Below are 21,464 nucleotides of genomic sequence, written 5' to 3'. Positions count from 1 at the left end.
TCTGCTTCATGCGCTGTCTTGCGATCATCGCCGTCACGGCGCTGAGCCTCATGGCCAGTGGACGGGACGCGCGCGCGCAGGCCGAACAGCAGTCGCTGGTCGATCGCGCCACCCTTTCGCTGCAGGAAATCCTCGATATCGGCGACATGTCCGCCGATGCGCGGTCGATGCTCGGCCGCTCGAGGGCCGCCATGATCTGCCCGCGCGTCTTCCGCGCCGGCTTCATCATCGGCGGCCAAGGCGGCGACTGCGTGCTGGTGGCACGCGACGGCAACGGGTCCTGGTCCTCGCCGTCCTTCTTCACCATGGGCGGCGGGTCGATCGGCTTCCAGATCGGCGTGCAGGACGCGCAGGTCCTGATGCTGATCATGAATGAGAAGGCACTCGACGCGGTACTGAACCACAACTTCAAGTTCGGTGCGGATGCGGGGGTCGCGCTCGGCACGCTCGGGCGCGGCATCTCGGGTTCCACGACCACGGCAGTCGGCGGGGACATCGTGACCATCGCCCGGGCACGCGGGCTGTTCGCGGGGGTCTCGCTGGACGGCGCGTATCTGGATCCCCGCACCGAATGGAACCGTGCCTATTTCGGCCGCGATGCCACGGCACGGCAGGTCGTGGTGGAAATGGCGGCGCACAACCCTGGCAGCGACCCGCTGCGAGCGGCGCTGATGCGGCTGTCGGAAGCACCGGCAGCGGGTGGCGCGCCGATGCAGGCAGCGGCTCCGCAGGGGGCGGCCCCGCAGGGGGCAGCCCTGCCGCGGGAAGTAATCACGCCCGCGCCGGGCAATACCGCGACGCCGCGGGTGCAGTCGGAGAACCTGCCGATGCCGCCGAGCGGGACTAGGTAAGCGCGTTGAAGAGGCGTCACCCGGCCTGGGGCCGAGAGGTCCTGCTGGTGACCTGCCTGATACGCCATTGAAGAAACGCGCCTGGCGGGTCAACAAGCCCGCCATGCCCGGCGCCAACGGATTGCGGTCCAGGGGTCCACCCCCTGGCGGGGTGGTTCGGAGGGGCAGAGCCCCTCCGATCTCCGGTGGCGGACGTCTGAGGGTAACCGGGCCGGCCTTATCGACGTTTGCTGAGGGCAACGCCCACTGGGACGCCCAACGCCGCCCTCCAATCTCCCCACAGCGGCGCGTCTGGTCTATGCTGCTGTCGTGTCCCCGACCCCTCCCTTCTGGCGTGAAAAGCCGCTCAGCGCGATGTCGCGGGCGGAGTGGGAGAGCCTGTGCGACGGCTGCGGCCGCTGCTGCCTGCACAAGCTGCGGGACGAGGATACGGATCGGCTCGCCTACACCAACGTCGCGTGCCGGCTGCTCGATGGCGATACGTGCCAGTGCAAGGACTACGCGAACCGCAAGGCGCGCGTGCCGGATTGCGTCAAGCTCACGCCAAAACGCGTCGCCGCGATCGACTGGCTGCCGCCGACCTGTGCCTATCGCCTGGTGGCCGAGGGCAAGGATCTGCCGTGGTGGCATCCGCTGGTTTCCGGCCGCGCGGAAACGGTGCATGAAGCCGGCGTCTCGGTGCGGGGCCTGACGGTACCGGAGCGCGAGGCCGAGGATTTCGAAGACCACGTCGTCACCTGGCCCGGTCGCTGGCCGCCGGGGGCGCGGAACCGGAGGAGAGCCGGATGAAGGACGCTATCTATGGCGGCGTGAATGCCGCGGTGCTGACGGCGATGGGCCCGGACCTGACGCCGGACCTCGACCGCATGGCGGCGCATGCGAAGTGGCTGCTGGCGACCGGCTGCAACGGGCTGGGCGTCCTCGGCACGACGGGCGAGGCCAATTCCTTCGGCCTGCACGAGCGCAAGGCGATCCTGGAAGGCTTGATCGCGCGCGGCATCCCGGCGGCGAAGATGATGCCCGGCACGGGCTGCGCGTCGCTGACCGATTCCGTCGAACTGACGAAGCATGCGCGCGACGCCGGCTGCCCCGGCGTGTTGATGCTGCCGCCCTTCTACTACAAGGCGCCGTCGGATGACGGGCTGTTCGCCTACTTCTCGGAAGTGGTGAACCGCGTCGGCGGCGGGGTGAAGATCTACCTGTACAACTTCCCGCAGCAATCGGCGGTGCCGTTCACGCTCGACCTGCTCGGCCGGCTGATCAAGGCCTTCCCGGGCACGATCAAGGGCGTGAAGGATTCCTCGGGCGACTACGCCAACATGCAGGCGATGGTGAAGGCCTTCGCCGCCGAGGGCTTCGAGGTCTATTCCGGCAGCGACGAATTCCTGCAGCAGATCCTGGCGGAGGGCGGCGCGGGCTGCATCACGGCGGCGTCGAATGCGAACAGCCATTGGGGCGGCATCGTCTATGCGAAGCGCACGGGGTCGGAAGCCGACGCGGCGCAGGCCGTGCTGACGGCGACGCGCCGGGCCGCGACCTCGGTGCCGCTGATCTCGGGGCTACGCGAGATCATCGCGCGCAGCACCGGCGATGCCGGCTGGCGCGTGATCCGCCCGCCCCACCTGCCGCTGACGCAGGAACAGGCCGACAAGGTCTGGGCCGCGTGGAGCGCAGCCGGGGCCATCCCGCTGCCGGGGCTGTCGCCGGCGAAAGCCGCGGCGGAATGAACGAGCCCCTGCGCTGCCGCGCCCCCGCCATCCCCACCGTGCAGGTGGATGACGAGAACGTCCGCGTGACCCGGTGGGACTTCCCACCGGGGTCCGAAACCGGCTGGCACCGGCACGGCATGGCCTATGTCGTCGTGCCGGTGAACGATGCCTCGATGCTGATCGAACTGCCCGAGGGCAAGACGATGCGCGCCGAGATCCGGACCGGCGTAGGCTATGCGCGGCTCGCCGGCATCGAGCACAACGTAGTCAATGACGGGGACACGCCGTTCTCCTTCGTCGAGACCGAGATCAAGCACCTGATCGGTTGACGCGCCGGCCGGGCAGCGTGACGAGCGCGAGCCCGGCAAAGATCAGCATCGCGGCCGGGATCGTCAGCGGACCCGGCCGCTCCCCGAACAGCAGCCATCCCCAGGCCATGCCCGTCAGGGTGATGATGTAGCCGGTCTGCGACGTGACAACGCTGCCGTAGGTCACGATCGAGCGGAACCACAGCAGGAAGGCGCTCGCCATCACCGTGACCTGCAGGGCGGAGATCGGCAGGCCTTCGGGCGGCGGCATGCGGAACTGCCCGATCAGCAAAGCGAAGATCGCCACCTGCACCGCGCCGACGGCAAGCGTGCCCGTTGCCAGCGCAGGCGGCGGGGTACCTTGCGGCGCAAGGCGCGCCGCGAACAGATTCGACATCGCGTAGCAGACTGGCGTCAGCGCCGCGAGCATCGCCCAGCCCAGCACCGACCGGTCGGGCAACGCCGCGCCCGGGCTCATCGCCACCATCACGCCGGCCAGGCCGAGAGCCGTGCCCAGCACGCGCCGCGGCGTCACGCGCTCCGCACCGATCAGCGCGGCACCGAGTACCGTGATGATCGGCGAGAGCGGTACCAGCATCGCGAAGAAGCCTGCGGGAATGTGCTGCAGGCTGGTGAAGCCCACCAGGTTGGCGAGTGCCATGCCGAACAGGCCGTTGACCGCGTAGTAGCGAAGGTGCCGCGCATCGAGCGGGACGGCGATGCGGCGCACCCGGCAGAGCGTGAACAGGATCGCCGAACTCCCCGTCGCGCCGAACACCGCGATCATCAGCGGGGGCCAGCCGATGCTGCCCAGATGCTTCACGAACACCGGCGTCACGCCCCACAGCGTGCCCAGGAGGAATAGCGGCGGCAGCATGCGGAGCGCGTCGTGCATGGATGACGAGCGTCGCGCGTCGCCGTCGCCTGTCAAGCGGTTGAACCTTTCATCGCCGATGAGCCATCTTGGCCCCATGCAATCCACCGAGTCGGAAACCGTGCTGTTGCGTCCTGGCATGCTCGCTGCGCCCGTGGGCTGCCCGGTGCGCTGGTGCCGCTCGACACGCGCACGCCGGGTCAGCCTGCGCATCGATCCGCGCGCCGGTGAGGTCATCGTCACGCTGCCGATGCGCGAGGCACGCCGCGCCGGCATGGCGCTGCTGACGACGCATGCCGCCTGGGTGATGCAGCGGCTGGCCGCCCTCGCCCCTGCCGTCTCGCTGGCGCCGGGGGCGGAGGTGCTGTTGGGCGGCCGGCCGCACGTTATCTGCCACGACCCGTCGGCGCGCGGCGGCGCCTTCCTGGAGGGCGCGACAATCACGGTGACGGGCCAACTGGAATTCCTCGCGCGGCGCGTGAAGGATTTCCTGCGCGCGGAGGCGAAGCGCCGCATTGCCGTGCTGGCGGACGGCCACGCCGCAACGCTCGGCGTGAAGATCCGCGCCATCCGGCTGAAGGATACGCGCAGCCGCTGGGGGTCCTGCGCGCCGGACGGCACGCTGGCCTTCTCCTGGCGGCTGGTGATGGCCCCCGACTGGGTGCTCGACTACGTCGTGGCGCATGAGGTCGCGCATCTGCGCGAACTCAATCACTCCCCGCGCTTCTGGGCGCATGTCGAGACGCTGGCACCGGATCGGGAGGCCGCGCAGGACTGGCTTCGTGACAACGGGCCGGCGCTGCTGCGCGTGGGCTGAATTCGGCCTATATCCTCCGCAACCAGGCGGAGGATGCGATGAAGGCGATCGGTTTCACGGCGTGCCATCCGGTGGATCATCCGGAGGCGTTGCTCGACCTCGACATCCCCGCACCGGGTGAACCTGCGGGACACGACATGCTGGTCGAGGTGCGGGCGATGTCGGTGAACCCGGTCGATACCAAGCGTCGGCGCAGCGAGGAGCCCAAGGACGCGCCGCGCATCCTGGGCTTCGACGCCGCGGGGGTGGTGCGCGCGGTGGGGCCGCTCTGCACCCTGTTCCGGCCTGGCGATGAGGTGTTCTACGCCGGCGTCGTGAACCGCCCGGGCAGCAATGCCGAGTTCCAACTGGTCGACGAACGGATCGTCGGCCGCAAGCCGAAGACGTTGAGCTTCGCCGAGGCGGCTTCGATGCCGCTGACGACGATCACGGCCTGGGAAGGGCTGCACGACCGGCTGGGCCTGCACGAGGGTGTGGGGGAGGGTCAGGCGCTGCTCGTGATCGGCGGCGCCGGCGGCGTCGGTTCCATGGTCATCCAGATCGCGCGCCAGCGCACGGCGCTGACGGTGGTCGCGACCGCGTCGCGGCCCGAGACGGCGCAGTGGTGCCGCGACCTCGGCGCCCATCACGTGGTGGACCATCGCGAGGACATCGCGGCGCAGCTCCAGACTATCGGGGTAAGGCCGCGGTATGTGTTCTCGACCAACACCACGGCGCGCAACTGGGACCAGATCGTCGCGTCGGTGGGGCCGCAGGGTGCGATCGTGCTGATCGAGTCCCAGGCGCCGATCGACGCGCGGCAGCTCATGCCCAAATCCGTCTCCCTGCACTGGGAACTGATGTTCACGCGGCCGATGTTCGGCACCCCCGACATGGTCGAGCAGCACCACCTGCTGAACGCGGTATCGGAGATGGTGGATCATGGCCGCATCCGGCACACCATGACGCGCAATCTCGGCCCCGCCACCGCGGCGCGGCTGCGGGAGGCGCATGCGCTGGTGGAAAGCGGCACCATGATCGGCAAGGTGGTGCTGGAAGGGGTCTGAGCGGAAGCGCGTCGGCCGTCCGCTCGCTTCGGCCGTTCATCGCGTGGCGCCCTTCAGGCCGCCACGCGTTTACAAGGCTGATCAGTCTACAGCGGCGCCCGCGGCTCGGGCCTTGTCCACCATGTAGCCGCGGGCCGCCTGCATATCGTCCAGCGTGCCGAAGGCATTGGTGTAGGCGCCGCGATAGCCCTTGCCTTCCAGCAGGGCGAACATCGCGCCGAAGTCGAAATCGCCCTTGCCCGGGATCAGGTGTTCCTCGAACCCGTTGCGCCAGCAATCGGCGAGGCGGACCTCCTTCACGCGATCGAGCGGAATCTCCGCGACGAAGCCATCCACGCCCGGCGGCAGCAGATGCGCGTGGTTGGCGGTGAAGGACAGCGCGAAGGCCGGCGAATGGATGGCGTCGAAGTAGTAGCGCCATTCCTCCATCGTATGGGCCAGATAGTGGACCTCGGCGTTGTCCGGCTCCCGGTTCAGGTTCTCGAGCAGCAGCAATGCGCCGTGCTGCTCCGCATGCTTCACCATCCGCTGCAGGCGATCACGGCCGGCTTCCATGCGCATCGGCACGTCGGCAGTGAAGTGATAGCCGGCATGGACGACGATCCATTCCGCTTCCAGCTTCGGCGCGACCTCGATGTAGGCGCGCATGTAGGCGTCCACGGCGTCCGACAGGAAGGGCGAGTACTCGGCCACATTGACCGCCGAGAGTGTGTGCAGTGCGATATGCACGCCATTCGCCTTGGCGCTCTGCCTGATCGTGCGGCAACGTGCCTCATCGAAAAGCGTCACGGCATTGGCGCCGGTGTCGAGCTGGATGTCGATATGGCGGACCTCGTTGCGGGCCGCCCACTCGATGGCGTCCTCCAGCCGCAGCTTGCGGCCGACATCCACGCCGATGCGGTCAATCAGGGACATGTCTTTCCTCCGTTACGTTGCTGCCCGTTTACAGCGCCGGGCATGGGTGGCAACCTTCCCTGGTCCAAGAAACAGCGCAAGGCGATGAGACCGCGAAGGCGGCCGCGCAGGCGCTTCCGTGCGGGAGGAAGGCCAATGTTCCTGTTAGGCAGGAGACAGGCCCTGGCGCTGGCGGCGTGGTCCGCGACAAGCAGCCAGGCCTGGGCGAATGCGCCACTGACACCGCGCGAGCAGGAGCTGTACGAGGCCGCCAAGCGCGAAGGCGAGATCACTTGGTATTCCGGGCAGTACAGCGCCGATTCGTCGGAAGCCGCCGGTCGTGCGTTCAATGCGCGCTATCCGGGCGTGCGCTGCAATGTGGTGCGCTCTACGTCGCAGGTCGCCTTCCAGCGGCTGTCGCAGGATGCCCGCGCCGGCGTTGGGCAATGCGACGTGTTGTCCTCGACCAACAGCGGCCACCTCCTGCAGCTCAAGCGGCAGAATCGGCTGACGCAATATCGGCCGGTCAATGCCGACGGCATGCTGCCCGCCATCCGGGTGTCGGATCCGGACAACTACTTCCAGACGACCTTCCTTGGCATCTTCGTGATGGCGCACAACACGAATTTGGTGCCGGAGGCGGATGCGCCGCGATCCTGGACGGACATCCTTGAGCCCAAGTGGAAGGACAAGCTGGCCGTCGGCCATCCCGGCTACAGCGGCGCCATCGGCATCTGGGCGCTGCAGATGCGCAACATGTACGGCCCCGACTATCTGCGTCGGTTCGAGGCCAACAAGCCGCAGGTCGGGCGTTCCTCGGTCGATCCGGTGACCATGCTGAATTCCGGCGAACGCGCCATCGCCGTGGCGACGGCGACGGGCACCATCCTGCTGTCCGCATCGCGCGGCAATCCGCTTAAGCCGATCTACCCGAGCGAAGGCGTGCTGGCGGCCATCTCGCCGTCCGGCATCATCCGCAACGCGCCGCATCCGAACGCCGCGAAGCTGTTCATGGAATTTCAGACGGGGCCGGCGATGTCGATGGCGGTGCGCGAATTGTTCGCCGACAGCCTGCGTCCGGACGTGCCGCCGCCCCAGGGCTCGCGCCCGCTCGACCAGGTCACGCTGCTCTCCCCCAGCATGGAGGAGGCGGAACGGGGCGTGCCCGAGATCCGCGAGCAGTGGCGCGAGATCTTCGGCATCTGAACAAGCAAAAAGCAGGTCAAGGGAGGAATGGTCCGATGGTTCTGATCGACAGGCGGCAGCTGCTGGCCCTTGCCACATGGGCGGCCGCGTCCAGCAAGGCATGGGCGCAGCAGGCACCCATGAACGAGCAGGAGCGCACGCTATACGAAGCGGCGAAGCGCGAAGGCGAGGTCACCTGGTACACGGGGCAGTACAGCGCGGATGCGTCGGAAGCCGCGGGGCGCGCCTTCAATGAGCGCTACCCCGGCGTGCGCTGCAACGTCGTGCGCAGCACCTCGCAGGTCGCGTTCCAGCGCCTGTCGCAGGATTTCCGCGCGGGCGTCGGGCAATGCGACGTCTTCTCCTCGACCAATGGCGGACACTACGTCCAGTTGAAGCGGCAGAATCGGCTGGTGAAGTTCCGCCCGCTGAACGCGGACGGGCTGCTGCCAATCCTGCGCCGGCCGGACCCGGACGACTATTTCCAGTCGTCCTTCCTCGGCATCTACCTGATGGGCCACAACACCACCCAGGTGTCGGAGGCTGATGCGCCGAAATCCTGGACCGACGTGCTCGACCCGAAGTGGAAGGACAAGCTCGCCGTCGGCCATCCGGGCTTCAGCGGCGCCATCGGCCTGTGGGCGCTGCAGATGCGCACGATGTTCGGGCCGGACTACCTCCGTCGCTTCGAACGCAACAAGCCGCAGGTCGGGCGGTCCTCGATCGACCCGGTGACGATGATGACGGCCGGTGAGCGTGCGGTCGGCGTGGCGGTGCCGTCGGCCTCCACGCTGTTCGCGGCATCGCGCGGCAATCCGCTGAAGCTGATCTATCCGACCGAAGGCGTGATCGCGGCGATGTCGCCCTCCGCGATCCCGACCAATGCGCCGCATCCCAATGCGGCGAAGCTGTTCCAGGAATTCCAGACCGGGCCGGCGCTCTCGGCCGCCGTCCGCCTGCTGTTCAACGAGAGCATCCGACCCGACGTGCCGCCGCCGGAGGGGTCCCGCCCGCTCGACCAGGTGACCATGCTGGCGCCGAGCCTGGAGGAAGCGGAGCGCGGCGTGCCCGAGGTCCGGGAGCAGTGGCGCGAGATCTTCGGCGTCTGAGTCCTGACGCCGTCGTTGCGGATGCGCGCCCCGCGCGCGCATCCGATCTGCCTAGCCGGAGGATGGTGAGTGTTTCTGATTAACAGGCGCGAGATGCTGGCGCTCGCTGCGTGGTCCGTGGCGGCGAGCCGGGCCTGGGCCGATGCGCCCATGCATGCGCAGGAGCGAGAGCTCTACGAGGCAGCCAAGCGCGAAGGCGAGATCACCTGGTACTCCGGCCAGTACAATGCCGATTCCGCCGAAGCGGCCGGGCGCGCCTTCAATGCGCGGTATCCCGGCGTGCGCTGCAACGTGGTGCGCAGCACGTCCCAGGTGGCGTTCCAGCGGCTCTCACAGGATCAACGCGCCGGCGTGGCGCAGTGTGACGTCTTCTCCTCGACCAACGGTGGGCACTACATCCAGTTGAAGCGGCAGAACCGGCTGACGCAGTTCCGCCCCGTCAACGCCGACGGCCTGCTGCCGATCCTGCGCATCGCCGATCCCGACAACTACTTCCAGTCGTCCTTCCTCGGCGTCTTCCTGATCGGCCACAACACGACGATGGTGTCGGAAGCCGACGCGCCGCGGTCCTGGGCGGACATCCTCGATCCGAAGTGGCGGAACAAGCTGGCCGTCGGGCATCCGGGCTTCAGCGGCGCCATCGGTGTCTGGGCGCTGCAGATGCGCACCATGCTCGGTCCCGATTTCCTTCGCCGGCTCGAGGCGAACAAGCCGCAGGTCGGCCGTTCGTCGATCGACCCGGTAACCATGATGAATGCGGGGGAACGGCCCATCGGCGTGGCCGTCTCGGCCAATTCCACGCTGCTGGCGGCGTCGCGCGGCAATCCGCTAAGGCTGATCTATCCCTCGGAAGGCGTGGTCGCGGCGATCTCGCCCTCGGCCATCCTCGCGAATGCGCCGCACCCGAATGCCGCAAAGTTGTTCATGGAGTTCCAGACCGGCCCTGGGCTCTCGGCGGCAGTCCGGGAAATCTTCAACGAGAGCATCCGTCCGGACGTCCCGCCACCGGTCGGTTCACGGCCGCTGAGCGAAACCACCATGCTGGCGCCGAGCCTGGAGGAGGCCGAGCGCGGCGTCCCTGAGGTGCGCGAGCAGTGGCGCGACATTTTCGGAATCTGAGCCGCCCCATGTGTCCGGGCTGGAGGTTGACGGCGTGGTTTTGATCGATCGACGGCAGATGCTGGCGCTATCTGCCTGGGCCGCGGCATCGAGCCGGGCATGGGCCCAGGCGCCGATGGAGCCCCATGAGCGGGACCTATACGAAGCGGCGCGGCGCGAGGGTCAGGTCACGTGGTACTCGGCCCAGTATTCAGCCGATACCTCGGAAGCGATCGGCCGCGCTTTCACCGAACGGTATCCCGGCGTGCGTTGCAGCGTGGTCCGCAGCACCTCGCAGGTCGCCTTCCAGCGCCTGTCGCAGGACCAGCGCGCGGGCGTCGCGCAGTGCGATGTCTTCGCATCCAGCAACGGCGGACACTACATCCAGCTGAAGCGGCAGAACCGGCTGACGCAGTTCCGTCCGGTGAATGCCGACGGGATGCTGCCCATGCTGCGCACTGCCGATCCCGACAATTACTTCCAGTATTCCTCGCTCGGCATCTACCTGCTGGGTCACAACACCAACATGGTGTCGGACGCCGAGGCGCCGAAGTCCTGGGCAGACGTGCTGGATCCGAAGTGGAAGGACAAGCTCGCTGTCGGCCATCCGGGCTTCAGCGGCGCCATCGGCATCTGGGCGCTCCAGATGCGCTCGATGTTCGGCCCCGATTTCCTCCGCCGGTTCGAGCGTAACAAGCCGCAGGTCGGCCGGTCCTCGATCGATCCGGTCACCATGATGACGGCCGGCGAGCGTGCCGTCGGCGTGGCCGTGCCCTCTGCCTCCACATTGTTCGCGGCGTCGCGCGGCAATCCGCTGAAGCTGATCTATCCGACCGAGGGCGTGGTCGCCGTGCCGGCGCCGTCCGCCATCATGAGCAATGCGCCGAACCCCAACGCCGCGAAGCTGTTCATGGAATTCAACACCGGACCGGCGCTGTCCCGCATCACGCGGACGATGTTCAGCGAAAGCCTGCGTCCGGACGTGCCGCCGCCGGAGGGATGCCGGCCGCTCGACCAGGTGACACTGCTGTCTCCGAGCCTCGAGGACGCCGATCGCGGCGTGCCAGAGCTCCGCGAACAGTGGCGCGATATCTTCGGCGTCTGAGGGATAGCAGGATGAGTGCCAGTACAGACACCGCGACCCTGGCGGGGAGCCAGCGCCCCAGCCGCCTCCGCCTTCTGGAGCCGATCACCATCCTATGGGTCGCACTGATCGCGGCGCTGTTGGTCCTGGTCGCCCTGCCGCTGCTGAAGATGTTCGTCATCTCCTTCGAGGAGCAGGACACGGGCGTCTTCACGATCCAGAACTACCTCACCGCCTATGGGCGGCAGCGCTACCTCGACGCGGTGCGGAACTCGCTGCTGCTCGGTACCCTGTCGGCCGCGATCTCGGTCGTGCTCGCCGTGCCGATGGCCTGGGCGGTCTCGCGCACCGACATGCCGGGCAAGGGCTTCACCTGGGCCATCGTGCTGGCGGCCTTCATCATGCCGCCCTATCTCGGCGCGATCGGCTGGGTGCTGCTGGCAGGGCCGAACTCGGGCTGGATCAACGTCGTCTGGCGCAGCCTGACCGGGGCGACCGACCCGCTGGTGAACGTCTACACCTTCACCGGCATGGCCTTCGTCATCGCGCTGCATTCGTTCCCCTTGGTCTTCATCTTCGTGAAGTCGGCGCTCGACCTCATCTCCTCGGAGATGGAGGACGCCGCCAACATCCTCGGCGGCGGCACCTGGGTGACGATGCGCAAGGTGACGCTGCCGCTGGTTTGGCCGTCCATCCTCGGCGGCTTCATCCTGATCTTCCTCGAGACCATCGCGTTGTTCGGCACGCCGGCGATCATCGGCATCCCGGCGCGCATCAACGTCGTCACCACGCAGCTATGGCAGTTCTTCGAGGACCCGGTCCGCGTCGAGGTCGCCTCGGCCTTCGCCATGCCGCTGCTGCTCGTCACCATCGGGCTGATCGCGGTGCAGAAGCTCCTGCTGGCGCGCAAGGGCTTCGTTTCCCAGACCGGCAAGGGTGGTGAGCGGCGCCAAGTGAAGCTGGGCCCCTGGCGCTGGGTGCTGTTCGGCTGGTGCGTGCTGGTGGCGCTGCTGTCCGTGGTGAAGCCGCTGATGGTGCTGCTGCAGGCGTCCTTCGCGAAGGCCTGGGGGCGCGGCTTCTCCTTCGACAACCTGACGCTGCGCAACTACCAGTTCCTGCTGTTCGAACACGACATGGCGCCGCAGGCGGTGTGGAACACGGTGTGGTTCTCGGCCACGTCCGCGACCATCGCGGTGGTGCTGGCGCTGCTCGTCGCCTACATCGTGGTACGGCGGCTGATCCGCTTCGCGGATGCGCTGGGTTTCCTCGCCATGGCGCCCTTCGTCATCCCCGGCATCGTGATGGCCATCGGCTTCTATGCCGCCTATGCCGGGCCGCCGCTGTCGCTCTACGGCTCGGCACTGCTGATCATCCTGGCCTTCGCCTCGCGCTTCCTGCCGATCGCCTATGCCTCCTCGCAGGCCGCGATCCGCGCGGTGCATCCGGAGATGGAGGAGGCCGCGCGGATCCTCGGCTCCGGGCGGCTGCACGCCATCCGCAAAGTGACGGCGCCACTGCTGAAGACGTCGCTGCTCGGCGGCTGGCTGGTGGTGTTCATCGTCGCCTCGCGCGAACTCTCGGCTGCGATCTTCCTGGTCGGGCCGCGCACGCGGACCATGTCCGTGCTGCTTTACGACCTGACGGAGCAGGGCAATTTCGAGGTCGTGTCCGCGTTCGGCGGCATCCTGCTCGTCATCACCATGGCCATCGTCGGCATCGGCATGAAGCTGGTCGGCCGAGACTTCATGCTCCGGAGGGAATAGCGTGCCCCGTTTGACGCTCACCGGCCTGACCAAGGCCTATGGTAAACTCACCGTCGTCGACAAGGTGAACCTGACGCTGGAGGAAGGCGAGTTCGTCTCCCTCCTCGGCCCCTCAGGCTGCGGCAAGACGACGACGCTGCGCATGATCGCGGGCTTCGTCGACCCGACCGGGGGCAGCATCTCGGTGGACGGGAAGGTGCTGTCGGCGCCCGGCGCGGTCGTCCCGCCGGAACGCCGCGGCATGTCGATGATCTTCCAGTCCTACGCCATCTGGCCGAACATGACGGTGGAGCAGAATGTCGCCTTCGGCCTGAACCTTCGAAAGCTGCCTGCCGCCGAGGTGAAACAGCGCGTCGGCGAGATCCTCGAGGTCGTGAAGCTCAATACCCTCGCGCACCGCTATCCGGCCGAACTCTCCGGTGGGCAGCAGCAGCGGGTGGCGCTGGCGCGCGCCATCGTGGTGAAGCCGTCCGTGCTGCTGCTCGATGAACCGCTGTCGAACCTCGATGCCAATCTCCGGGAGGAGATGCGCTTCGAGATACGACGCCTGCACGACGAGTTCCGCATCACGACCGTCTACGTCACCCACGACCAGGGGGAGGCGATGGCGACGTCGGACCGGATCGCGGTGATGAACGCCGGACGGATCGAGCAGGTCGACGCGCCGCACCTGCTCTACACGCGGCCGCGCACGCGCTTCGTCGCGGGCTTCGTCGGACGGACCAACCTACTTGATGCGGCGGTCGAGGGCGGGCAGCTCGTGCTGGGCGGCATCAGCCTCGGCCCCGCCGCCAGCGCGGGCGTTGCGGAAGGAACGGCGGGGAACGTGCTCATCTCTCTCCGTCCGCAGGCCATGACGGTGCTGACCGCCCCGCCGCCGGCAGGCGATGGCGGATTGGTCCTGCCGGCAGCGGTGAAGGAACGCACCTATCTCGGCGAAGCCTGGGACTACGTGGTCGAACCGCAGGGCACGAACCTTCGCCTGCGCGCCGCCGCGCCGCCGCTTGAGGCGTACGACGTCGGCACGCCGGTCTGGCTGCGTGTCGACCCGCGGCAGGTGGCAGTGGTGGCGTAGCGCCCACTGCCCCCGGCGGGCCAATCGCGCCTATGCTGCCGGCGGGGAGTGACCGCCGCAGCATGACCACCGACATCCTGCTCGCCCTGGACCAGGGTACGACCAGCACGCGCGCCATCGCCTTCGATGCCGCGCTGCACCCGATCGCCTCCGCCCAGCAGGAGTTCCGACAGCACTTCCCGGCCCCTGGCTGGGTCGAGCATGAGCCGGAGGACATCTGGCGCACCAGCCTGGCGACGTTGCGCGAGGCGCTGGGCGGCGCAGGCGTCGACCCGCGCCGCGTCGCCGGGATCGGCATCACCAACCAGCGCGAGACCACGCTGCTGTGGGACCGCGCCACCGGGCGCTGCCTGCATCGCGCCATCGTCTGGCAGGACCGCCGCACCGCGGAGCATTGCGCGCGGTTACGATCCGAGGGCGCCGAGCTGCTGCTGAACGAACGCACCGGGCTGCTGGCCGATCCGTACTTCTCCGCGACCAAGCTCGCTTGGCTGCTCGACCACGTGCCCGGTGCGCGGGCGGCGGCGGAACGCGGCGGCCTCGCCTTCGGCACGGTGGATTGCTTCCTGATCTGGCGCCTCACCGGCGGGCGGCTGCACACGACGGATGCGACCAACGCCGCCCGGACCATGCTGTTCGACATCCGCCGCGGTGATTGGGACGACGAGTTGCTGCGCCTGTTCCGCATTCCGCGCGGCGTGCTGCCCACGGTGCGCGATTGCGCGGCCGATTTCGGGCTGACGGATGCCGTGCATCTCGGTGCCGCCGTGCCGATCCGCGGCGTTGCCGGGGACCAACAGGCGGCGACCGTCGGCCAGGGCTGCTTTCAGCCCGGCATGCTCAAATCCACCTACGGCACCGGCTGCTTCGCGCTGCTGAACACCGGGGAGACGCCGGTGGCCTCCCGCACGCGGCTGCTGACCACGATCGCCTATCAGATCGAGGGGGTCCGCACCTATGCGCTGGAAGGGGCGATCTTCGTTGCGGGTGCGGCCGTGCAGTGGCTGCGCGATGGGCTCGGCATCATCGCGACCGCCGCCGAGGCCGGCGACCTGGCGGCCAAGGCCGATGCCGCTCAGTCCGTGGTGTTGGTGCCGGCCTTCACCGGCCTCGGCGCGCCGCATTGGGACGCCGAGGCGCGCGCGGCCATCTTCGGTCTGACCCGCGGTGCCGGCCGGGCCGAGCTGTGCCGCGCAGCGCTGGAAGCTGTCGCCTTCCAGACGCGCGACCTGACCGACGCCATGCGTGCCGACTGGCCCGATACACACGCAATGGTGCTGCGCGTCGATGGCGGCATGGCCGCCTCCGACTGGACGATGAAGTTCCTCGCGGACATCCTCGGGGCGCCCGTCGACCGGCCTGTGGTGCGGGAGACGACGGCGCTCGGCGCGGCCTATCTCGCCGGGCTGCAGGCGGGCCTGTGTCCCGCGCCAGGCGCGTCGGGCGCCACGCATTGGCGGCTCGAACGCCGCTTCATGCCCACCATGTCGCGGGAGGAGGCTTCGCGGCGGCACGGCATCTGGCAAGATGCGGTGCGCCGGACACTGACGCATTGAAGGAACTATTGTGGCCGAAGCCTGGCTGATTCTGGAACTGGCGGGATACGCCGCCCTGCTCCTGTGGGGCCTGCACATGGTGCAGAGTGGCGTGATGCGTGCCTACGGCACCCGGTTGCGCCAGTATCTCGGCGTCGGGCTGGCCACGCGGGCGCGCGGCTTCGCCGCCGGGATGGCCGTGACGGCAGTGCTGCAGAGCAGCACGGCCACAGCCTTCATGGTCGCCTCCTTCTGCGCCGGCGGCGCGGTGGCGCTTGTGCCAGGGTTGGCGGCGATGCTCGGCGCCAATGTCGGCACGGCGCTGATCGTGCAGGTCATGTCGTTCGACGTCTCGGCAGTCGCGCCGGCGCTGATCCTCCTCGGCGTCCTCGCCTTCCGCAGCACGGGCCACGCGCGGCGGCGCGACCTGGGCCGCGCGGGCATCGGGCTCGGCCTGATGCTGCTGGCACTGCACATGATGTCGGTGGTGATGGCGCCGATCGAGTCCTCGCCCGCGCTGCGCGCGGTGCTCAGCGCGGTCGCCGACCAGCCACTGCCGAATCTGCTGATCGCCGCCTTCCTCGCCTGGGCGATGCACGCCTCGGTCGCGGCAGTGCTGTTCGTCGCCTCCCTTCACGCGGTCGGCGTGATCGGGCCGGAGGCGGCGATCGTCATGGTCGTCGGTGCGAATATCGGCAGCGCGCTGAACCCGGTGCTGGAAGGGGATCGCAGCGAATGGGCGCGGATGCGTGTGCCACTGGGCAATCTTGCCAACCGGTTGGCCGGCGGCTTGGTGGTGCTGGCGGCACTGCCCTGGGCGACCGAGGCGATGCTGCGGCTCGACCCGACGCCGGCGCGCCTCGTCGCCAATGCGCATCTCGCCTTCAATCTCGTCTTCGCCATCGTATCGCTGCCGCTTCTGCCTGCGGCCGGCCGGCTGCTGAAGCGCCTGCTGCCGGATGCCGACCCAGCCGGCGACCCGGCTGCGCCCCGGTACCTGGACGCCGCGGCACTGCAATCGCCGCCTGTGGCACTCGCGAATGCCGAGCGCGAGGCTTTGCGCCAGGCCGATGCGCTGGAGGAGATGCTGCGCGCCATCTCTACGGGCTTCCGCAAGGAGGATCGCGATCTCGCCAAGGGCGTTGCCCGGCTGAACGAGGTCGTGGACCGTCTGAACCGGGCCGTGCAGCTCTACCTCGCCGGGTTGAACCCCGAACTGCTGGGGCAGGAGGAGCAGCGCCGCGTCGCCGAGATCCGCACCTTCGTCCTGAATCTCGAGAGCGCCGGTGACGTTCTGGAACGCAGCCTCGCCCGCGTCGCGGCCAAATGGGCCAAGGAGGGCGCACGCCTGGACGACGCGATGCTGGACGCCATCCAGGCGCTCCACGGCCGCGCGCTCGAACAGCTTCAGCTCGCCGTCGCGGCTTTCATGCGCGAGGACGTTACCGCCGCACGCCGTCTTATCGAGGAGAAGGAGCGGATGCGGGTCGAGGAGGATGAGGCGGCGCAGTCCTTCTCCCTCGCGACCGATCCGTCTGCCATCGCCGCGCAGGGCTTGCTGCTGGAAGTCGTGCGCGACCTCAAGCGCGTCGGTGGGCACCTGGCGGCAACGGCACATCCCCTGCTGGAGCGTATGGGCGCGCTGCGACCGAGCCGCCTGACCGAAGCCGAGGACGGCCTCGCGACGACATGACGAAGGTGTGCTGCGCATGAGCGAACTGTTCCTGGTGGGCAATGCCTCCGGCTTCTCCGGCGACCGGATCGATGCGGCGCCGCCCGTCGTCCGTGCGCTGGTCCGTTCCGGCAAGCCCGCAGCGCTGTTCTTCGAATGCCTTGCGGAGCGCACCATTGCGCTGGCGCAGATCGAGAAGCGGCGCGACCCGGAGGCGGGCTACGAACCGATGCTGGAGCGGCTGCTGGAACCGATCCTGGCGGACTGCGCGCGGGCGGGGATCCCGATCCTCGGTAATTTCGGCGCGGCCAATCCGGTGGCGGCGGCGCGCTGCGTCGCGCGGCTGGCGCGACGGCTCGGCATCGAGGATCTGCGCATCGGCGTCGTCACCGGCGATGACGTGTCGGGCAGCGTCGATCTCGGCAATCTCGCGGCGCATGAGACCGATGCGGGCTTCGACATGTCGTCCTGGACCATGATCTCGGCCAACGCCTATATCGGCGCCGCGCCGCTCGCCGAGGCGCTGTCGCGCGGCGCGCAGGTGGTGGTGGCGGGACGGACCTCCGATCCGTCGCTCGCCATCGCGCCGCTGATGCATCACTACGGCTGGGCGGAGGACGACTGGCAGGCGCTCGCCGCCGGCGCGGCCTGCGGGCATCTGCTGGAATGCGGGTCCCAGGTGACGGGCGGCGTGTTCTGGGACCCTGGCTTCAAGGACATTCCCGACCCCGCGAATATCGGCTTCCCGATCGCCGAGGTGTCGCCGGACGGCTCGATGGTGATCACCAAGCCTTGGGATACCGGCGGGCTCGTCGACCTGCGCAGCGTGAAGGAGCAGCTTCTGTACGAGCTGCACGACCCCGCCGCCTATCTGACGCCCGACGTGGTCATGGACATCACCGGCGTGACGATGGAACAGCTCGGGCGCGACCGCGTCGCGCTGCGCGGGGTACGCGGTCATCCTCGCCCCGACCGGCTGAAGGTGACCGCCTGCTACGAAGGATCATGGTTGGGCGAAGGCGAGGTGTCGGTGGCCGGGCCGAATACGCTGGCCCGGGCGCGGGCGACAGCCGACGTCCTGTTGCAGCGCGTGCAGCAGCGGGGCCTGGCGCGGCGGGCGCGGGCCGACCTGATCGGCGTCTCGGCCGTGCATGACTCCGACGATGGAGCGCTTTGGCGGTCCTATGACGGGCCGGAACCGCCCGATATCCGCATCCGCCTGGCCGTCGAGACCAGCACGCGCGACGACGCCGACCAGGCGGCGCGCGAGGTGCTGGCGATGCTGTGCTGCGGCACGGCCGGGACCTCCGGCGCGCGCTGGCGCGTTACGCCGCGGTTGCTGACGCGATCCTTCCTGGTGCCGCGCGAGATGGTGCCCATCGAGGTGCGCGTGCTGGAGGCAAGGGCATGGAATTGAAGGAAGTGCCACTGCACGCCGTCGCGCATGCCCGGGCGGGGGACAAGGGCAATCGCGGCAATATCTCGCTCATGCCCTACGACCCGGCACTGTATCCGGTGCTGGCGGAGCAGGTGACGGAAGCCCGGGTGCTGGCGCTGTTCGCGCATCGCGGGGCCACGCGCTGCGTGCGGTACGACCTGCCGCTGATCCACGCCTTCAACTTCGTCATCGACGACGTGCTGGAAGGCGGCGTGAACGGCTCGCTCAACCTGGACGGGCACGGCAAAAGCCTGTCGTTCAGGCTGCTGTCGCTGACCGTGCGGATCCCCGACGCGGGCTGACAGCCGCGCATCCTTCGCCCCCCCGCTGCGTTTCACGCGGTGGAGGTCGAGCATGACGCCAGCCGAACGCGCCGCCGCGCTCGCCGCGTTGCAGCAGGAGATCCGAGAGGACTGCGCCTCACCGCTCGCCGCGGCGGCGACACAGGCGGTGCCGGGCGAAGGGCCGCTCGATCCGTTGCTCATGCTGGTCGGCGAGCAGCCCGGCGATGAGGAAGACCGCGCCGGCCGCCCCTTCGTCGGCCCGGCTGGGCGGCTGCTGGACCGGGCGCTCGCGGAAGCGGGGATCGAGCGCGGCGCGCTCTATGTCACCAACGCGGTGAAGCACTTCAAATTCGTCCAAACCGGCCGCAGGCGCCTGCATCAACGCCCGGATGCGGGCGACATTGCACATTACCGGCCGTTCTTGGTTCGGGAGATTGCGCTGGTGAACCCGCACCGCGTGCTGGCGCTCGGCGCGACGGCCGCGCAGGCGATCCTTCGGAGCCGCGCATCCATCGCCTCGCTCCGCGGGGGAGAGCAACAGGTGGACGGCCGGCCGGTCCGCGTGACCATCCACCCATCCTACCTGCTGCGGCTGCGCGGCGAGCCCGCAACGCGCGAGGCGGAGTTCGCCCGCTTCGTGCGCGACCTCGAACGGGCCGCGCGCTGAGGTCAGCAGCCTTGCGTGTTGACGTAGCAGGCGTAGAGCGACTGTGCCGCCGCCATGAACAGCCGGTTGCGATGCCGGCCACCGAAGGCAACATTGGCGCAGCGTTCCGGCAGGTGGATGTGCCCGATCGGCGTTCCGGCGTTATTGAACACGCGCACGCCGTCGAATTCGGCGGTCATGCCCCAGCCGCACCACAGATTGCCGTCCACATCGACGCGGAAGCCGTCGGGCGTCTCGCCCGGCTTGCAGGTGATGAAGGTGCGGCCGTTGCGCAGCGTGGCGCCGGCGACGTCATAGGCGAGGATGCGGCGTGGCTCCGCGCGGCTCTCGACGATGTAGAGGATGCTTTCATCCGGGCTGAAGGCGAGGCCGTTCGGATGGTCGATATCGTCCGCGACCAGAGTGATTTCCCCGGTCTGGCCGTCCACGCGATAGACGTTGGTGTGCGGCAGTTCCGGGTCGTGGCGCTCACCCTCGTAGAAGGCATAGATGCCGAAGGGCGGGTCGGTGAACCAGATCGACCCGTCGGACTTCACCACCACGTCGTTGGGGCTGTTCAGCCGCTTGCCCTGGAAGCTGTCGGCGATGACGGTGATCGAGCCGTCATACTCGAAGCGCACGACGCGGCGGCCGAGATGCTCGCAGGCGATGATGCGGCCCTGGCGATCGCGGGTGTGGCCGTTGGCGTTGTTGGATGGCTTGCGCCAGGCGGAGACGGCGCCGGTTTCCTCATCCCATTTCAGCACGCGGTTGTTCGGGATGTCGGACCACAGCAGGCAGCGCGCATCGCCGAGCCAGACCGGCCCCTCCCCCCAGCGGGTGCCGCGATACAGGCATTCGACCGCCGACAGCACCAGGTGATAGCGCTTGAAGGACGGGTCCAGCGCGACGATGGACGGGTCCGGGTAACGCTCGCTCGGCTGCCAGCGCGACGCATCGGTCATGATTGGTTTCCCCCTGTGGCTTGCGGCGGGCCAAGCATGGCCCGCCGCAGCCGCACGCTCAACCGCCGGCGACGCCCTGGGTATTGACGTAAAGGCTGTAAAGCGAATGCGACGCCGTCATGAACAGGCGGTTGCGGTGCCGGCCGCCGAAGGCAAGGTTGGCGCAGCGCTCCGGCAGCCGGATGTGACCGATCGAGGCGCCGGCGGCGTTGATGACGCGCACGCCGTCGAGTTCCTCCGTCCCCATGCCCCAGCCACACCACAGATTGCCGTCCACATCGACGCGGAAGCCATCCGGCGTCTCGCCGTCCCGGCATTGGTAGAAGACGCGGTTGTTCGCCAGCCGCGTCTGCGCACCATCGCCGGACACGTCGAAGGCACGGATCACGCGCGGCGTGGCGGCAGCCTCGACGACGTAGAGGATGCGTTCGTCCGGGCTGAAGGCGAGGCCGTTCGGCCGACCGACATCGCCGGACATCACCTGGATGGCGCCGGTCTGGCCATCGATGCGGTAGATGTTGGTGGGCAGCTCGGGCTGCGCCATCTCCCCTTCGTAGAAGCCGAGGACGCCGAAGGGCGGGTCGGTGAACCAGATCGACCCGTCGCGCTTCACGACAACATCGTTCGGGCTGTTGAGCGGCTTGTTGTCGAAGCGGTCCGCAAGGACGGTGATCGCGCCGTCCGGCTCGGTGCGGGTGACGCGGCGCGTCAGGTGCTCGCAGGTGACGAGCCTGCCCTGGCGGTCCCGGGTGTTGCCGTTGCTGTTGTTCGCCGGCCCACGGAAGACGTCGGTGCGGCCGGTCGTCTCGTGCCAGCGCAGCATCCGATTGTTGGGGATGTCCGACCAGATGAGGCAACGCTGATCGCCGAACCACGCTGGGCCCTCCGACCAACGCGCGCCGGTGTAGAGCCGCTCCACGCTGGCGAGCACCAGGCGATAGCGGTTGAAGGACGGGTCGAGCACCAGCACGGCCGGATCGGGATAGCGCTCGCTGGGCCGCCACTGAGCGAAGGCAGGCGATGCGGCGAGCGCAACAGCGCCGCCGGCGGCGCCCAGCAGGGCGCGGCGTTGCATGTGCATGATGGGCATTTCCTTCCTGGCTCGGCCCTC

Annotated in this window: 21 protein-coding genes; 17 read left to right on the top strand and 4 right to left on the bottom strand. The window is 68.7% G+C overall.

The genetic code is table 11. The features are described from left to right. Nucleotides 1–8 precede the first annotated feature (8 nt). From GXW78_RS02130 to GXW78_RS02115, 4 genes are all read left to right on the top strand, one after another. Nucleotides 9–851 carry a lipid-binding SYLF domain-containing protein gene (locus GXW78_RS02130; protein WP_211865636.1) on the top strand — a complete coding sequence of 281 codons (843 nt, stop codon included), beginning with the start codon at nt 9–11 and terminating at the stop codon, nt 849–851. A gap of 309 nt (nt 852–1,160) precedes the next feature. Continuing rightward, nucleotides 1,161–1,640 (top strand): YcgN family cysteine cluster protein, encoded by a 480-nt coding sequence (locus GXW78_RS02125; RefSeq protein ID WP_211865633.1) that lies wholly within the window; start codon nt 1,161–1,163, stop codon nt 1,638–1,640. After that, nucleotides 1,637–2,578, top strand: coding sequence for a dihydrodipicolinate synthase family protein (locus GXW78_RS02120; RefSeq protein WP_211865632.1), 942 nt, complete (start codon nt 1,637–1,639; stop codon nt 2,576–2,578). The genes GXW78_RS02125 and GXW78_RS02120 overlap by 4 nt, the downstream gene beginning before the upstream one ends. Beyond that, nucleotides 2,575–2,889: a cupin domain-containing protein gene (locus GXW78_RS02115; RefSeq protein ID WP_211865631.1), complete on the top strand. Its 315-nt coding sequence runs from the start codon at nt 2,575–2,577 to the stop codon at nt 2,887–2,889. Before GXW78_RS02120 ends, GXW78_RS02115 begins: the two co-directional genes overlap by 4 nt. On the opposite strand, the gene GXW78_RS02110 is transcribed toward GXW78_RS02115, so the two are convergent. Then, nucleotides 2,870–3,763, bottom strand: coding sequence for a DMT family transporter (locus tag GXW78_RS02110; protein WP_211865630.1), 894 nt, complete (start codon nt 3,761–3,763; stop codon nt 2,870–2,872). The two genes, GXW78_RS02115 and GXW78_RS02110, sit on opposite strands and share 20 nt — an antisense overlap. Before the next feature lie 76 nt (nt 3,764–3,839). On the opposite strand from GXW78_RS02110, the gene GXW78_RS02105 reads away from it, so the two are divergent. Both GXW78_RS02105 and GXW78_RS02100 read left to right on the top strand, forming a co-directional pair. Continuing rightward, nucleotides 3,840–4,559, top strand: coding sequence for a M48 family metallopeptidase (locus GXW78_RS02105; protein ID WP_211865629.1), 720 nt, complete (start codon nt 3,840–3,842; stop codon nt 4,557–4,559). Nucleotides 4,560–4,597: 38 nt separating this feature from the next. Further along, entirely contained in the window at nt 4,598–5,605 is a 1,008-nt protein-coding gene (locus tag GXW78_RS02100; protein ID WP_211865628.1) for a zinc-binding alcohol dehydrogenase family protein, read from the top strand. Nucleotides 5,606–5,686: 81 nt separating this feature from the next. Here the strand turns inward: GXW78_RS02100 and GXW78_RS02095 are convergent, their stop codons facing one another. After that, nucleotides 5,687–6,520, bottom strand: coding sequence for a sugar phosphate isomerase/epimerase family protein (locus GXW78_RS02095; protein WP_211865627.1), 834 nt, complete (start codon nt 6,518–6,520; stop codon nt 5,687–5,689). 135 nt (nt 6,521–6,655) lie between these two features. Between GXW78_RS02095 and GXW78_RS02090 the strand changes: the two genes are divergently transcribed. The 11 genes from GXW78_RS02090 to GXW78_RS02040 all read left to right on the top strand — a co-directional run bounded on the left by GXW78_RS02090 (nt 6,656) and on the right by GXW78_RS02040 (nt 19,409). Then, nucleotides 6,656–7,705 carry an ABC transporter substrate-binding protein gene (locus GXW78_RS02090; protein ID WP_211865626.1) on the top strand — a complete coding sequence of 350 codons (1,050 nt, stop codon included), beginning with the start codon at nt 6,656–6,658 and terminating at the stop codon, nt 7,703–7,705. A gap of 35 nt (nt 7,706–7,740) precedes the next feature. Next, complete coding sequence (locus tag GXW78_RS02085) at nt 7,741–8,793, top strand: ABC transporter substrate-binding protein (protein ID WP_211865624.1); 1,053 nt, start codon at nt 7,741–7,743, stop codon at nt 8,791–8,793. Between the two features lie 69 nt (nt 8,794–8,862). Then, nucleotides 8,863–9,912: an ABC transporter substrate-binding protein gene (locus tag GXW78_RS02080; protein ID WP_211865622.1), complete on the top strand. Its 1,050-nt coding sequence runs from the start codon at nt 8,863–8,865 to the stop codon at nt 9,910–9,912. Between the two features lie 34 nt (nt 9,913–9,946). Beyond that, nucleotides 9,947–10,996: an ABC transporter substrate-binding protein gene (locus GXW78_RS02075; protein WP_338147662.1), complete on the top strand. Its 1,050-nt coding sequence runs from the start codon at nt 9,947–9,949 to the stop codon at nt 10,994–10,996. Nucleotides 10,997–11,007: 11 nt separating this feature from the next. After that, the gene (locus GXW78_RS02070) at nt 11,008–12,738 is read left to right on the top strand and encodes an ABC transporter permease (RefSeq protein ID WP_246521771.1); all 1,731 of its coding nucleotides are present in this window, start codon (nt 11,008–11,010) and stop codon (nt 12,736–12,738) included. Between the two features lies 1 nt (nt 12,739). Beyond that, nucleotides 12,740–13,813 carry an ABC transporter ATP-binding protein gene (locus GXW78_RS02065; protein ID WP_211865620.1) on the top strand — a complete coding sequence of 358 codons (1,074 nt, stop codon included), beginning with the start codon at nt 12,740–12,742 and terminating at the stop codon, nt 13,811–13,813. A gap of 62 nt (nt 13,814–13,875) precedes the next feature. Further along, a complete protein-coding gene (gene glpK, locus GXW78_RS02060; RefSeq protein WP_211865618.1) occupies nt 13,876–15,369 on the top strand; it encodes a glycerol kinase GlpK in 1,494 nt (497 codons plus the stop codon). Between the two features lie 10 nt (nt 15,370–15,379). Beyond that, nucleotides 15,380–17,041 (top strand): Na/Pi cotransporter family protein, encoded by a 1,662-nt coding sequence (locus GXW78_RS02055; protein WP_211865616.1) that lies wholly within the window; start codon nt 15,380–15,382, stop codon nt 17,039–17,041. A gap of 16 nt (nt 17,042–17,057) precedes the next feature. Then, nucleotides 17,058–18,437 carry an acyclic terpene utilization AtuA family protein gene (locus GXW78_RS02050; RefSeq protein ID WP_211865614.1) on the top strand — a complete coding sequence of 460 codons (1,380 nt, stop codon included), beginning with the start codon at nt 17,058–17,060 and terminating at the stop codon, nt 18,435–18,437. Next, nucleotides 18,428–18,760, top strand: coding sequence for an AtuA-related protein (locus GXW78_RS02045; RefSeq protein ID WP_211865611.1), 333 nt, complete (start codon nt 18,428–18,430; stop codon nt 18,758–18,760). Before GXW78_RS02050 ends, GXW78_RS02045 begins: the two co-directional genes overlap by 10 nt. A 52-nt stretch (nt 18,761–18,812) precedes the next feature. Beyond that, nucleotides 18,813–19,409 (top strand): UdgX family uracil-DNA binding protein, encoded by a 597-nt coding sequence (locus GXW78_RS02040; protein ID WP_211865609.1) that lies wholly within the window; start codon nt 18,813–18,815, stop codon nt 19,407–19,409. A 2-nt stretch (nt 19,410–19,411) separates the two neighbouring features. Here the strand turns inward: GXW78_RS02040 and GXW78_RS02035 are convergent, their stop codons facing one another. Both GXW78_RS02035 and GXW78_RS02030 read right to left on the bottom strand, forming a co-directional pair. Beyond that, nucleotides 19,412–20,353 carry an SMP-30/gluconolactonase/LRE family protein gene (locus GXW78_RS02035; RefSeq protein ID WP_211865608.1) on the bottom strand — a complete coding sequence of 314 codons (942 nt, stop codon included), beginning with the start codon at nt 20,351–20,353 and terminating at the stop codon, nt 19,412–19,414. Nucleotides 20,354–20,411: 58 nt separating this feature from the next. Then, on the bottom strand, nt 20,412–21,434 hold the full coding sequence (locus GXW78_RS02030) for an SMP-30/gluconolactonase/LRE family protein (RefSeq protein ID WP_211865607.1): 1,023 nt from the start codon (nt 21,432–21,434) through the stop codon (nt 20,412–20,414). Nucleotides 21,435–21,464: the final 30 nt, after the last annotated feature.

Source organism: Neoroseomonas terrae (assembly GCF_018129025.1).
Taxonomy (GTDB): Bacteria; Pseudomonadota; Alphaproteobacteria; order Acetobacterales; family Acetobacteraceae; genus Neoroseomonas; species Neoroseomonas terrae.
The sequence above is the reverse complement of the archived record's forward strand: the minus strand, read 5'-3'. Positions and strand labels throughout refer to the sequence as shown.